The organism is Parafrankia sp. FMc2, from assembly GCF_041008525.1.
Classification (GTDB): domain Bacteria; phylum Actinomycetota; class Actinomycetes; order Frankiales; family Frankiaceae; genus Parafrankia.
The window spans coordinates 1-13,814 of record NZ_JBFLUG010000003.1; the positions used below are offsets into that span (position 1 = coordinate 1).

Consider the following 13,814-nt stretch of genomic DNA (forward strand, 5'->3'; position numbering starts at 1 on the left):
GTCCTCGGTCTCGCCTGGGCCTCCGACACCTCGGCTCCGCCCGGTACCACCGCCACCGGGCAGCCTGACGAGCCGATCCTGCTGCAGCCCCCGCCGGATCGATCGTCTGCACCGCCGCGTCCAGATCCGCCAGCAGCGGGTTCGGTTCCGACTCGGTGAACCGGTTCACCCCCACCACCACCTCGTCCCCCGACTCGATCCGCGCCCGACGCGCCGCCTGCGACGCCACCAACGCCGACTTCATATAGCCGCTCTCCACCGCCGCGATCGCCCCACCCATCGCCTGCACCCGATCGATCTCCTCCCGGGCCGCCGCGACCAGCTCCCCCACCCGCCTCTCCACCACGACCGACCCCTCGAACAAGTCCGGGTACTCCAACAGATCCGTCTCATAGGCCAGGATCTGCTGGATCCGCAACGACCACTGCTGATCCCACGGCCGCGGCAACCCCAACGCCTCGTTCCACGCCGGCAACTGCAACGCCCGACACCGCGCATCCCGCGACAGGGTGACGCCGAGCGCCTCCAACACGATCCGGATCACGTTGTTCTCCGGCTGCGCCTCCGTCAACCCCAACGAGTTCACCTGCACCCCGTACCGGAACCGCCGATGCGCCGGATCCGTCACCCCGTACCGCGTCCGCAACAACTCATCCCACAACTCGACGAACGCCCGCATCTTGCACAGCTCCTCCACGAACCGCACCCCGGCGTTCACGAAGAACGACATCCGGGCACACACCTGCCCCATCCGCTCCACCGGCACCTGCCCCGACGCCACCACCGCATCCAACACCGCGATCACCGTGCACAACGAGAACGCCAGCTCCTGCACCGGCGTCGCCCCCGCCTCCTGCAGGTGATAACTACAGATATTGATCGGGTTCCACCGCGGAACCTCCGTCACCGTGTACGCCACCAGATCCGTCACCAGACGCAACGACGGCCCCGGCGGAAACACATACGTCCCCCGCGACAGATACTCCTTCACAATGTCGTTCTGCGTCGTCCCCGTCAGCTCCCCCGGCGCAGCCCCCTGCTCCTCCGCCACCACCTGATACAACGCCAACAACCACATCGCCGTCGCGTTGATCGTCATCGACGTGTTCATCTTGCCCAACGGAATCCGATCGAACAACGCCCGCATATCACCCAGATGCGCGACCGGCACCCCTACCTTGCCGACCTCACCCCGCGCCAGCACATGATCAGGGTCATACCCCGTCTGCGTCGGCAGATCAAAAGCCACCGACAACCCCGTCTGCCCCTTCGCCAGATTCCGCCGATACAACGCATTACTCTCCGCCGGACTCGAATGACCCGCGTACGTCCGGATAATCCACGGCCGATCCCGCTCCGGCAGGGCACTGTCCGTCATCGCCGTCTCCTCGCGCTCCGTGCGGCCCGGGGGTGCCCGCGAACCAGCGACCACAGGTGGCTGCACCAGCAGTTGCGAACGTGCTGGCCCACGCCAGCGCATCGTCGTGTGGTGGTCACCTTCGCCGGACGGGGGCAGGGACGCTGTTCGCCGGCCGCATCTCCAGCCGTCGGCGACCGGAGCAGAGTAACGGCCGGAGCCCCTCGGACGCCTGGGATGTGAGCGTCCCGACTCCCGGCCGGACGCCCCCCGGTCACCCCTCGGACGTCCGGCGGTCACGGCCCGGACGCCGCCCGCTCCTGGACCGGGTCCCCGCACGACACCGGGAGGACGCCCGCTGGACAGCCCTCCGACGCCCGTCCGGCAATGTGGCGACAGCCACCGGAACGCGGTTCAGCCCGATGTGATCAGAACGGGGCTGTTCGCGGCGAGAGGCCGGGCCTCGTCAGCTTGCGGTGCAGGAGCTGGGACCGCCCCACACGGTTCGCAGGACAAGGGGGATCTTCGCGCACGCCTGGGGGCCGTTGTCGACGAGCGTCCAGGGACCGCTGCGGACGCGCTTCCAGACGTGCGGGTTGGGGGCCTCGGCCCCGGAGACGCCGTTGATCTCGGTCATCCCGACAGCCCAGAACTCGTCCTGCTGGACGTCCGCACCGCGGACCGCGCCGTAGAACAGCGTGTTCTCGGTGATCTTGACGTCCGCGGGCCCAGGGATCTCCGCGCCCGTGCGCTCGCGGACCTCGGAGGCGACGAGCCAGCCCAACGGCTCCCGCAACGCCTCCCGCTCGGCAGGCTGCAGGCTGAGGGAGAGCGCGTTGCCGAGAGCGACCGGGGGGTTCTGGGAGTCCCAGGGGATGGTCGGCGGCGGGGGCTGCAGCAGGATCGGCTCGTCAGGCTGCCCGGTGGCGGTGGTACCGGGCGGAGCCGAGGTGTCGGAGGCCCAGGCGAGACCGAGGACCACGCCGAGCACCACCGCGACGACGAACGACCCGGCGACGAGGACAGACCGGTTCTGCTGGGCCCATGTCGCGGCGCCGGCTCCGGCCATGCGGCCACTGGCTGGGTTCACCCCTGCGGGCACCTCCACGTCCAGCATGTCTGTGTCTGCCCTCCACCATGCCACGGCCCGGCCTGATTATCGGGAAAGCATGCCCTATGGCGCCTCGGCGTCCGCCGATGGGCATACCTCGATCACTCAATGTTCGCCGCCGGTCGTTCCTGGTGACGAACTTCACGGCCGCTCCGCACGGGTCAGGCCACGCCGCCGACCACCGCCGGAACGGGACCGGGTGACCGGCGCCCCGCCTGTGTTCCGGCCGGTCCGCCGGCATCGGCCGCCGGACGGACCCGGAGCAGCCGACCCAGACGGTCCACCGCGAGCAGCGGCCACAGCCCCGCGGAGACGTCCAGCAGGACCAGTGAGCGGCCGATCGACCGTGCCCGGCGGGCTCCGCCGAGCAGCACCCCGACGCCGGCATGGTCCGTGAGCTCCAGGCCTCCGACGTTCACGTGCAGCGGGCCGCGGCCCGTGTCGATCGCGGCATGGAGAAGGGTCCGCAGCTCGCCGACGGACCGGACGTCCACCGTGCCGACGATCCGCAGTGTCTGGCTCCCGCCGGATTCGGCCAGTTCCGCGTCGACCGCCCGCACCCGGTCAGGCTCCCGGCCCGACGCCCGGCCCGACTCCCGGCCCGGCTCGGCGCCCGGCGCGCGGCCTGACATCGGGTGCGGCTCCCGGCCCGGCCTCCGCACCGATCGCGCCGTGCGCGTCACCTGTGCCGTCGACACCACGTCCACTGTGGCCTCCGATCCGCCTTGCGTCGGCTGCCCGAGGCCTGTCGCGTCGGGGCCCGCCGTTGGGCACCTGCAGCTGCGGTCGAGTCGCCCGCCACCACGCCGACGTCTGATCACAGGAGTGGGCCACGCGCAGCCCACCCAAGCGGATGATCTCACCAAAGCCGCCCATATGTTCCGTTTGACCGGTCCATCCGGCGGATGTGGGCCCAAGTGCCCGCTCCCTGGGCGTCTGCGGTGCGACCATGGGCTCTCCAACGACGAACCTCAGTCCTGGGCGGAATGGCCCAGCAGCAGGTCCGGCAACCCAGGGGGATGCTCGTGGAGACCACTGCGCTCGGATTCCTCTACGGACCGACCCTGGTACTCCTCGCCGTCGGCGCACTCGTGATCGCCACGCGCTTCATGTCGGCCTCCGCGCCGGCCGGAAGCGGCCTCGCGGTCGATGACCTGCCGGACGAGCCAGGCGGATCAGGCAGGCGACAGGGACCAGGCAGGCCAGACGGGACGCATGCCCCGGGCGGGGCGAACCGGTACGGCGCCGACGGGCCGGACCGGAGCGGCCGACCTGCCTGGTCGACCGGACCGGACCGCCGCAGGCGGCCGGACTCGCACACCAGGCCGGACCCGTCCCGAAGCTCCGACCCGCAGAGCGGATCGGACACGTACCAGTTGCCGGACTGGCCGAACCGGTCGGACCCGTACCGGAGTCCGACCCCGCAGAGCCTGCCGGACTTCTACCAGAGGTCGGACTCCTACCAGGGCTCGGACTCCTACCAGGGCTCGGACTCGTACCAGAGGTCGGACTCGTACCGGGGGACGGACTGGCAGAGCGGGTCGGACCCGTACCGCGCGTCGGACTGGCCTGGCCGGCAGGACTCGCACGAGATGCCGGAGTGGCCGGCGAGCCTGTCGGGCGCGACCGACGCGACCGACGCGACCGACGTGACCGGCCTGGCCGACCCTGCTGACACGACAGGCGCGACCGACCTGACGGGTGCGACCGACCTGACGGGTGCGACGGACAGAACGGGTCCCGTGGAGGACTTCGGGCTGCTCGTACCGGTCGCCACGGCGCCGGAGGCGCGGGCCGCCCAGCTGCGGGCGTTGCTGGGCGCCCAGGGGGTCCGTGCCACCCTGGGACAGGCCAGCCCTCCCCCTGTCCTGCCCACGTCGTCCGACGGGGGCTCAGAGGACGACCAGCCGCAACGCCTGCCCGCGCCGCAGCGCAGGCATGTCCTGGTCTTCACCGACGACCTCGCCCGCGCCCGGCGCATCCTGCGGCTGGCCTAGCCTCCTGAAGGCGCCGGCGCCGAGCGGGTGGGGCCGGCGGGGTCAGGCGGCGGCGACAGTGGACGGTTCGCGGCGAATCCCGGCGCCCAGCGCGGTGAGGGTCTCCACGAACCGGGCGTAGCCACGGTCGATGTGGTGGACGTCCCGGACCTCCGTCGTGCCCTCGGCGACCAGGCCCGCGAGGACCAGCGCCGCGCCGGCGCGGACGTCCGAGGCCAGCACCGAGGCACCCGCCAGCCGCGGGGTGGGCCGGATGACCACATGGTGGCCATCGGTGCGCAGGTCCGCGCCGAGCTTGTGCAGCTCCCGGCAGAAGACGAACCTGCTGTCGAACACGTTCTCGGTGATCAGCGAGGTGCCCTCGCTGATCGCCTCCAGCGCGATCACCTGCGGCAGCAGATCCGTCGGGAAGCCCGGGTAGGGCAGCGTGACGACGTCGATCGACCGCGGGCGGCCCTCGGCGCTGACCCGGAAGCCGTCCGGGCCGAGCTCCACCGACGCCCCGGCGGCCGTGAGCTTCTCCAGCACGATCCCCAGATGCTCGGCGCGGCCGTGGCGGATCATGATGTCCCCACCGGTCATCAACGCGCCGATCGCCCAGGTGCCGGCGACGATCCGGTCCGGGACCGTCCGGTGCACCACCGGACGCAGCCCTTCGACCCCGTCGACGACCAGCGTCGACGTGCCGGCACCGTCGATCCGCGCGCCCATCGCCGTGAGCAGGGCGCACAGGTCCGCGATCTCCGGTTCCTGCGCCGCGTTGTCGATCACCGTGGTGCCCTTGGCCAGCACACCGGCCATCACCAGGTTCTCGGTCGCCCCCACGCTCGGGAAGTCGAGCCAGATCGACGCCCCCTGCAGACGCCCGGACGAACGCGCCACCAGCACGCCGGCCTCGACGTCCACGACCGCGCCCAGCTTCGCCAGGCCGTTCATGTGGATGTCGAGCGCCCGCGCGCCGATCGCGTCCCCACCGGGCAGCGCCACCCGGGCCTCGCCACAGCGCGCGACCAGCGGCCCCAGGATCGCCACCGAAGCCCGGATCCGGCGCACCAGGTCCGCGTCGGCGGTCGACTCGATCGTGTCGGGCACGTCGATGACGACCTGCCCCTCGTCCCGGTCATGCCGCGTGTCGGCACCGAGGCCACGTAGGACGTCCGCCATCACGGACACGTCAAGGATGTCCGGCACCGCCTCCAGGGTGGTGCGGCCGGGCGCGAGCAGGCTCGCCGCCATCAGCTTGAGCACCGAGTTCTTCGCGCCCGGAACGGCAACCTCGCCGACCAGCCTGGTCCCGCCTGTCACGACGAAGCGCTCCACGGGCACCGATGCTAGGTGCTCCGACGTGGATCTTCAGAACAACCCTGAGATTTGGACGGCCCGGACCACCCCTCCGCCCTCCGACCAGCGACCAGCGACCAGCGACCAGCGACCAGCGACCAGCGACCAGCGACCAGCGACCAGCGACCAGCGACCAGCGACCAGCGAGGAGATGATCCCGCCCCGTGCCGTGGGCCGGGGCCCGCAATCTGACACTGCGACCATTCTTTCGCCGCAGGCGAAGGTGTTGCGTTCGCGAAACTAAAGAGCTCATGGTGTCCACCCCTGGACACCTCTTGACAAAATATAAGATGCCAGCTTCGCAAGCCTTCGAGGCCTGTTTTCCCGAAGAGACATGGAAAGACCTTTAGTTTCCGTTTCCGCAACATCCCTATCCCTGGCGAGGGCAGGAGAACCGCTGTTCAGGGCCCCATGAGCCCTCTCAGGGCCCGACAACGGCGGGGGAACGGCACCCTGGAGGACCACCACTTCTGCACCCACACCACCGACACCCGACAAGGGGATCGCCCGCTTCCGGGCACCATTCCGGACCGACAGCCCCGACGTCCGTTCGTCCGCCGAGCGAACGGCCTGGGCCGTTTTCAGACACCGTTGTCACTTCAGCCGGACGTCATCAGGTGAACGCCGTCATGATGGCGCAGCACCGGCTCCCGCTGGTCGGCCAGCGCATCGGTCACCGCACGGCGAAGGCGGGCACCGACCGCCGCACGATCTCGTCGACGGCCAGCCACTCGACGGCAGTGGCCTCCTCCGTCTCGGTCGCCGGCACCACCCCGACCTCGGCAACCCGGCGCAGGAACACCAGCGCCACGACCGCCCGTGGCAGGTTCGGATAGATCCCGGTGAGACGCACCGGTTCGACCGCGATTCCCGTCTCCTCGCGAACCTCACGGATGAGCGCCTCGTAGAAGGTCTCCCCCTGCTCCAGGACCCCACCGGGAATCTGCCATGCCCCGTTGTCCCGCCGCCGGATGCAGAGGACGAGACCGTCGTCGCTGCGTACCACACCGGCTACGCTCACGGAATGCATGCGAGGAAGTTACCAATTACTATCAAGCAACCTCGATGACTGCAGTGCTCGTAGCGCGTCTCGGCGCCCTGCCCCGCGAAACGGATGCCTCCTACGGCGTCCAGGCCCGCGCCCTGCTCGGAGATCCGGCAGCCACCGACGAGGCTCTCGCTGCCGTACTGGCGGACCCGAGTCGCCCGGAGCAGGTCAGGTTCAATGCCCTCTACTGCCTGCAGGCCCGCGCCTGGCGGCGGCGGGACCATCGGTCACACCGGACAAATGTCGACCGCTACCAGGCGGAGTTCGGCACGCATCCGATGTTCTACTTCATGCAGGCCGAGTACTACTCCTCTCTGGACGGCGAGCCTGCGAACCGGCAGGCAGCGCTGACCTTCGCGCTGGAGGCCGTCCAGCAGCTGCCGTCGATCCCGGGCGTGCTGAACCTCGCGGCCACGATCATCGCCGACCATCACGAGGCCGACTCCGACGCCGATCCGCGTCTGCTGCTGGAGGGCGAGCGGCTGGTCCGGCAGGCGATCGCGCTGAGCCACGGCAGCTATCCGCGCTACCACGCCACGCACGCACGCATCGCCACCCTTCGCGGGGCGTACGGGGCGGCGCGGGCGAGCGTCTCGCGAGCAATCGAGGAGGAGGACAGCTCCAGCGCCGAGTATGCGCTTCGCATCGGCGACTACCAGCTGATCCGCGCCCGCATCCAGTATGCGCAGCAGGCCGAGGCGCTCCGCGCCGGCCAGGAGGAGGCGACCTCGGAACTGCGGCGGATCCGGACCCAGATTCTCGAAATCATGGGGCTGCTGGCCGCGGTGATCGCCTTCATCACCACCGGTGCGAACATTGCGGCCGGTCAGCCACCAGGCCCTGCGGCGGGCCTGCTCACCACGGCCGGCGGGGTGACCCTGCTGATTTTCTGGGGCTTCCACGTCCTGATCATCGGTGGTGGAGGAACCCGGCACCTGCTACCACTGGTACTCGGGGCGATACTCCTCGGAGTCGGACTCGGACTGGCGGGAAGGTGAACGGGCATGCGCGTCACGGTGGCGAGGAGCTGGTCGCTGAAGGCCCACAACGAGGATGCCGTCGGATGCCGCGCCGACGGGGCGTGGGTCGTCGACGGCGCGTCGGCTCTGGAAGCCGGGCCGCACGTCGAGGGCCTGCCGGGGGCAGCCTGGGTGAGTTCACTCGCCAGCCGTTACCTCGGCAACGTCGACTGGGACGGGATGACCCTCCCGGAGGTCCTGGCCGACCTCATCGGCCATCTGGTCGAACGCGGACGGCGGGCCGGGTTGACCGAGGCTGGGACGAGCCGCTCGTCCGGGTTTCCCACCGCCGCGATCTCGCTCGTCCGGCGCCGCGCTGACGTGCTCGACATGTGCCTTCTCGGGGACGCCCCCGTGGTGTTCGCCGGTGCGGGGCCGACCGTGTTCACCGACCCGCAGTACGACACCGTCGAGCAGGAGCTGCTGAGCACGGTGCGGGCGGACCTCGACCGAGGCGACAGTCCGGCCACAGCGTACGGACGGATCCACGCGATCCTGCTGGATCACCGTGCGCGGCGCAACACCGAAGCCGGATCCTGGATACTGGGCGACGTCCCGGAAGCCGCCCGCCACGCACGGAGTCTGAGCGTCCCGCTGAGCGGCGTCGGGGACGTCCTGATCTGTTCGGACGGCTTCGGCCGCCTGGTCGAACCGTTCGGGCTGGTGGACGGCTACGGCGCCCTGCTGGCGGCGGTCCGCGCGGGCGCCGCCGAGCACCTGGTGGCCCGGCTGCGGGAGGCGGAGCTGGCGGACCCCGACCGGGTCCGGTATCCCCGGTTCGGGGTCAGCGACGACGCGAGCGTCCTGCACGCCGTCCTCGAACCGGTCGGCCAGGCGAAGGGCACAACCACAGGCACCCGCGCAGCCGTACCCCTACAGTGACGGCATGGCGGTGCACCTGACCCGGATCTACACGCGGACCGGCGACGACGGAACGACGGCCCTGGGTGACATGTCACGGGTGCCGAAGACCTCGGCGCGGCTCGCCGCCTACGCCGACGTCGACGAGACGAATGCGGCGATCGGCGTGGCGCTCGCGCTGGGCGAGGTGGGCGCGGACGTCCGCGAGACCCTGGCGCAGGTGCAGAACGACCTGTTCGACGTGGGCGCAGATCTGTGTTCTCCGGTGGTCGCCGAGCCGCGCTACCCACCGCTGCGGATCACCGACGTGTACGTCGACCGGTTGGAAGAGGCGTGCGACCGGTACAACGAGGCACTGCCGAAGCTGAACTCGTTCATCCTGCCTGGCGGTACTCCGGCGGCGGCGCTGCTGCATGTGGCGCGCACGGTGGCGCGGCGGGCCGAGCGGTCCTGCTGGGCCCTGCTCGAGACGGAGCCGGAGACCACGAACCCGCTGCCGGCCCGCTATCTGAACCGGCTGTCCGACCTGCTGTTCATTCTCTCCCGGGTCGCGAACCCGGACGGCGACGTGCTGTGGAAGCCCGGCGCCGGCAGCTGAGGCCGGGCGCGCGAGCTCGGACATGACGCTGGCCCGGTCCGGAGGCGGACAGCCACAGCTGTCGGCACCGGAACCGGGCCAGGGAGAAGCACCAGGTGGCGAACCAGGTCAGGCGATCGTCGCACTCTCGGCGAGGATGCTGACGCCCTCCTTGGTGACCGAGAGGAAGCCTCCGTCGACTCCGGCGGAGATCTCCTGCGAGCCGACCTTCACGCGGACGGTCTGGTCGCGGACCAGCACCGCCAGCATCGAGACGTGGCCCGGCAGGATGCCGATGTCGCCTTCGACGGTCCGGGCGACGACCATGTCGGCGTCGCCGGACCACACCTCCTGCTCGGGCGAGACGATCGCCACCCGCATCGGCATTACAGGTTCTCCGCGTTCTTCTCGGCGTCCTCGATCCCGCCGCACATGAAGAACGCCTGCTCGGGCAGGTGGTCGTAGTCGCCCTGGGTGAGCCGGCGGAACGACTCGATCGTCTCCTCGAGGGGGACGAACTTGCCGGGGATGCCGGTGAACTGCTCCGCCACGAAGAACGGCTGGGACAGGAACCGCTGGATCCGGCGAGCCCGGTTGACGAGGATCTTGTCCTCTTCGGAGAGCTCGTCGATGCCGAGGATGGCGATGATGTCCTGCAGGTCCTTGTAACGCTGCAGGATCCGCTGCACCTCGCGGGCGGTGTCGTAGTGCGCCTGGCCGATGTAGCGCGGGTCCAGGATCCGGGAGTTCGAGTCGAGCGGGCTCACGGCCGGGTAGATACCGAGGTCGGAGATCGCACGGTCGAGCACCGTGTTGGCGTCGAGGTGGGTGAACGTCGTCGCCGGGGCCGGGTCGGTCAGGTCGTCGGCGGGGACGTAGATCGCCTGCAGCGAGGTGATCGAGTGACCCCGGGTCGAGGTGATCCGCTCCTGCAGGGCGCCCATCTCGTCGGCCAGCGTCGGCTGGTAACCGACGGCGCTGGGCATCCGGCCGAGCAGCGTCGACACCTCGGAGCCGGCCTGGGTGAACCGGAAGATGTTGTCGATGAACAGGAGCACGTCCTGCTTCTGCACGTCCCGGAAGTACTCGGCCATGGTGAGGGCGCCGAGGGCGACCCGCAGCCGGGTGCCGGGCGGCTCGTCCATCTGGCCGAAGACCAGCGCGGTGTCGTCGATGACGCCGGCCTCGGTCATCTCCAGGAACAGGTCGTTGCCCTCGCGGGTGCGCTCGCCGACACCGGCGAACACCGACACACCGCCGAACTCCTTGGCGACCCGGCGGATCATCTCCTGGATGATGACGGTCTTGCCGACACCGGCACCGCCCATGAGGCCGATCTTGCCGCCTCGCACGTACGGGGCGAGCAGGTCGATGACCTTGATGCCGGTGGTGAACATCTCGGTCTTCGACTCGAGCTGGTCGAAGGTCGGCGCCGAGCGGTGGATCGGCCAGTAGGTGCCGGCGTCGACGCTCTCGACGTCGAGCGGCTTGCCGAGCACGTTGAACACGTGGCCCTTGGTCGCGTCCCCGACCGGCACCGAGATCGGCGCGCCGGTGTCGCGGACCGGGGCACCCCGCACGAGGCCGTCCGTCTGCTGCATGGAGATGGCGCGGACGGTGTTGTCGCCGATGTGCTGGGCGACCTCGAGGGTGAGGACCGCGGTCTGGCCGTCGATGGTGCGCTCGACGTGCAGGGCGGTGTAGATCTCGGGCAGTTCGTCGGGGGCGAACTCGACGTCGACGACCGGTCCGATGACTCGGGCGACTCGGCCGATCCCCGGAGTCCGGCCCTCCGCCGTGGCCGGCGAGCTGGTGGTGACGGTCATGGCGTCCTCGGTTTCACTGTCGTTGCCCGCCGCCGCGGGCTTCGGGCTTGACGTTCTGCGGTGTCGACGGGCCGGAGTCTCACCCCTGCCCCTAGTTGCTGGACGCCAGAGCGTTCGCGCCACCCACGATCTCGGAGATCTCCTGGGTGATCGCGTCCTGGCGTGCGCGGTTCGCGGCGCGGGTGTAGGTCTTGGCCAGTTCCTCGGCGTTGTCGGTCGCCGACTTCATGGCGCGCTGGCGCGCGGCGGACTCGGAGGCCGCCGCCTCCAGCAGCGCCGCGTAGAGCCGGCTCTCGACATACCGCGGGAGCAGCGCGTCGAGCACGGCCTCGGCGGACGGCTCGAACTCGTAGTTCGGCAACGGGCCGCCGGGCGGCGGCTCGTTGTGCTCGCGCAGCACCATCGGGAGCAGCCGGTGCGCCGCCGGGGTCTGGGTCATCGCACTGTGGTACTCGGTGAAGACGAGGTGGATCTCGTCGACGCCGCCCTCTTCGGTCGGAGTGGTGAACGCCTGGATCAGGGCGTCCGCCACCTCCTTGGCGTTGGCGTACGTCGGCTGCTCCGTGAAGCCGGTGTACTCGCCGGCGAGCGTCCGGCCACGGAAGCGGTAGTAGCCCACCGCCTTGCGGCCGACCGCGTAGAGCAGCGGCTCCTTGCCCTCCTCGCGCAGCAGCTCGACCAGCTCACCGGCGCGCTTGAGCGCGTTGGAGCTGTAGCCGCCGGCCAGGCCGCGGTCACTGGTGACAATGACCACGGCCGCGCGGGTCGGCGTCGGGCGCTCGGTGGTGAGGGGATGGGTGATCGTCGTCTGGGACGCCACGGCGGTGATCACTCGCGTGATCTCCTCCGCGTACGGCCGGGACGCGGTGACCCGCGCCCTGGCCTTGGCGATCCGCGAGGCGGCGATCAGTTCCATCGCCTTGGTGATCTTCTTGGTCGAGTTGACCGTCTTGATGCGCCGCCGGTACTCGCGAAGCTGGCCCGCCATGGGTCAGCGGCCCGTGGTCTCGGAGGACGGCTTCTGGCGGTGGACGGCGATCTCCTCGCGCTCGACCGCGGACGGGTCGAGGGCGTCGGGAGTGGCCTCGTTCACCAGCTGGGTGCCGTCCGACAGCGTGAACTGCTGCTTGAACTCGGCGATCGCCGACTCAAGCGACCCGATCGTGTCGTCACCGAGCTTGCCGGTGTTGACGATCGTGTCGTACACGCCGCTGTGGACCCGCCCGACGAAGTCGAGGAACTCGGCCTCGAAGCGGCGGATGTCCGCGACCGGGACGTCGTCCAGCCGGCCGGTGGTGCCGGCCCAGATGGAGACGACCTGACGCTCGACGGCGAACGGCTTGTTCTGCGGCTGCTTGAGCAGCTCGACCAGCCGGGCACCGCGGGCGAGCTGGTCACGCGACGCCTTGTCCAGGTCGGAACCGAAGGCCGAGAAGGCCTCCAGCTCGCGGTACTGGGCGAGGTCGAGGCGCAGCCGGCCGGCGACCGACTTCATCGCCTTGACCTGGGCGCTGCCGCCGACCCGGGAGACCGAGGTACCGACGTTGATCGCCGGTCGGACACCCTGGTTGAACAGGTCGGACTCGAGGAAGATCTGGCCGTCGGTGATCGAGATGACGTTCGTCGGGATGTAGGCCGAGATGTCGTTGGCCTTCGTCTCGATGATCGGCAGCCCGGTCAGCGATCCGCCACCCAGCTCGTCGGAGAGCTTCGCGCAGCGCTCCAGCAGGCGGGAGTGCAGGTAGAACACGTCACCCGGGTAGGCCTCGCGGCCCGGCGGGCGACGCAGCAGCAGCGAGATGGCCCGGTAGGCCTCCGCCTGCTTGGAGAGGTCGTCGAAGACCACCAGCGAGTGCTGGCCGTTGTACATCCAGTGCTGCCCGATGGCGGAACCGGTGTAGGCGGCGATGTACTTGAAGCCGGCCGGCTCGTCCGCCGGGGCGGCGACGATGGTCGTGTAGGCCAGCGCGCCGGCTTCCTCAAGGGTGTTGACGACCTCGCGGATCGTCGACTTCTTCTGGCCGATGGCGACGTAGACGCACTTGACCTGCTTCTTCGGGTCGCCAGACAGCCAGTTGTCACGCTGGTTGATGATCGCGTCGATCGCGACCGTCGTCTTGCCGGTCTGCCGGTCGCCGATGATCAGCTGACGCTGACCCCGGCCGATGGCGGTCATCGCGTCGATGGCCTTGATGCCGGTCTGGAGGGGCTCCTTCACCGGCTGGCGCTCGACCACCGACGGCGCCTGCAGTTCCAGGGCGCGGGTGCCCTCGGCGACGATCTCGCCGAGGCCGTCGATCGGACGCCCCAGCGGGTCGACGACCCGGCCGAGGAAGCCGTCGCCCACCGGGACGGCGAGGATCTCGCCGGTCCGGCGGACCTCCTGGCCCTCCTCGATGTGCTCGGCCTCGCCGAGGATGACGCAGCCGATCTCGCCGACCTCGAGGTTCAGGGCCAGGCCCAGCACGCCGCCGTGGAACTCGAGCAGCTCGTTGGTCATGGTGTGCGGAAGGCCCTCGACCCGGGCGATCCCGTCACCGGTCACGACGACGCGGCCGACCTCCTCCCGGTCACCGGAGGTGGCCTGGAAGGAGTCGACGTACTCCCGGAGGGCGTCGCGGATCTCCTCCGGCCGGATGGACAGCTCAGTCATCGCGTTGGTCCTTCATGGCTGGCG

At 70.1% G+C, this 13,814-nt stretch carries 13 protein-coding genes; 4 read left to right on the plus strand and 9 right to left on the minus strand.

What is annotated here, in order from left to right; translation table 11 throughout:
• The 3 genes from AB1460_RS01950 to AB1460_RS01960 form a co-directional block, all read right to left on the minus strand.
• On the minus strand, positions 1-1,378 hold a 1,378-nt coding region (locus AB1460_RS01950), incomplete at its 3' end, for a methylmalonyl-CoA mutase family protein (RefSeq protein ID WP_368958806.1).
• 445 nt (positions 1,379-1,823) lie between these two features.
• A complete protein-coding gene (locus AB1460_RS01955) occupies positions 1,824-2,474 on the minus strand; it encodes a hypothetical protein (protein ID WP_368958807.1) in 651 nt (216 codons plus the stop codon).
• 155 nt (positions 2,475-2,629) lie between these two features.
• Complete coding sequence (locus AB1460_RS01960) at positions 2,630-3,100, minus strand: STAS domain-containing protein (RefSeq protein WP_368958808.1); 471 nt, start codon at positions 3,098-3,100, stop codon at positions 2,630-2,632.
• A gap of 393 nt (positions 3,101-3,493) precedes the next feature.
• Here AB1460_RS01960 and AB1460_RS01965 point away from each other — a divergent pair, with 393 nt between their 5' ends.
• Positions 3,494-4,465: a hypothetical protein gene (locus tag AB1460_RS01965; protein WP_368958809.1), complete on the plus strand. Its 972-nt coding sequence runs from the start codon at positions 3,494-3,496 to the stop codon at positions 4,463-4,465.
• Positions 4,466-4,507: 42 nt separating this feature from the next.
• On the opposite strand, the gene murA is transcribed toward AB1460_RS01965, so the two are convergent.
• Both murA and AB1460_RS01975 read right to left on the minus strand, forming a co-directional pair.
• On the minus strand, positions 4,508-5,785 hold the full coding sequence (murA, locus tag AB1460_RS01970; protein WP_368958915.1) for a UDP-N-acetylglucosamine 1-carboxyvinyltransferase: 1,278 nt from the start codon (positions 5,783-5,785) through the stop codon (positions 4,508-4,510).
• A 694-nt stretch (positions 5,786-6,479) separates the two neighbouring features.
• Positions 6,480-6,836: an NUDIX hydrolase gene (locus AB1460_RS01975; RefSeq protein ID WP_420497165.1), complete on the minus strand. Its 357-nt coding sequence runs from the start codon at positions 6,834-6,836 to the stop codon at positions 6,480-6,482.
• Between the two features lie 35 nt (positions 6,837-6,871).
• Between AB1460_RS01975 and AB1460_RS01980 the strand changes: the two genes are divergently transcribed.
• From AB1460_RS01980 to AB1460_RS01990, 3 genes are read left to right on the plus strand one after another with little or no spacing between them, the layout of a single operon-like run.
• Positions 6,872-7,852 (plus strand): hypothetical protein, encoded by a 981-nt coding sequence (locus tag AB1460_RS01980; protein ID WP_368958811.1) that lies wholly within the window; start codon positions 6,872-6,874, stop codon positions 7,850-7,852.
• 6 nt (positions 7,853-7,858) lie between these two features.
• On the plus strand, positions 7,859-8,755 hold the full coding sequence (locus AB1460_RS01985; protein ID WP_368958812.1) for a hypothetical protein: 897 nt from the start codon (positions 7,859-7,861) through the stop codon (positions 8,753-8,755).
• A gap of 4 nt (positions 8,756-8,759) precedes the next feature.
• Entirely contained in the window at positions 8,760-9,332 is a 573-nt protein-coding gene (locus tag AB1460_RS01990; RefSeq protein ID WP_368958813.1) for a cob(I)yrinic acid a,c-diamide adenosyltransferase, read from the plus strand.
• Positions 9,333-9,440: 108 nt separating this feature from the next.
• Here AB1460_RS01990 and AB1460_RS01995 read toward each other — a convergent pair whose 3' ends face one another.
• From AB1460_RS01995 to atpA, 4 genes are all read right to left on the minus strand, one after another.
• Positions 9,441-9,698, minus strand: coding sequence for a F0F1 ATP synthase subunit epsilon (locus AB1460_RS01995; protein ID WP_368958814.1), 258 nt, complete (start codon positions 9,696-9,698; stop codon positions 9,441-9,443).
• On the minus strand, positions 9,698-11,137 hold the full coding sequence (gene atpD / locus AB1460_RS02000) for a F0F1 ATP synthase subunit beta (protein WP_071089471.1): 1,440 nt from the start codon (positions 11,135-11,137) through the stop codon (positions 9,698-9,700). The genes AB1460_RS01995 and atpD overlap by 1 nt, the downstream gene beginning before the upstream one ends.
• Before the next feature lie 91 nt (positions 11,138-11,228).
• The gene (locus AB1460_RS02005; protein ID WP_368958815.1) at positions 11,229-12,125 is read right to left on the minus strand and encodes a F0F1 ATP synthase subunit gamma; all 897 of its coding nucleotides are present in this window, start codon (positions 12,123-12,125) and stop codon (positions 11,229-11,231) included.
• A gap of 3 nt (positions 12,126-12,128) precedes the next feature.
• Positions 12,129-13,790, minus strand: a complete 1,662-nt coding sequence (gene atpA, locus AB1460_RS02010) for a F0F1 ATP synthase subunit alpha (RefSeq protein ID WP_368958816.1) — start codon at positions 13,788-13,790, stop codon at positions 12,129-12,131.
• Between the last annotated feature and the right edge of the window lie 24 nt (positions 13,791-13,814).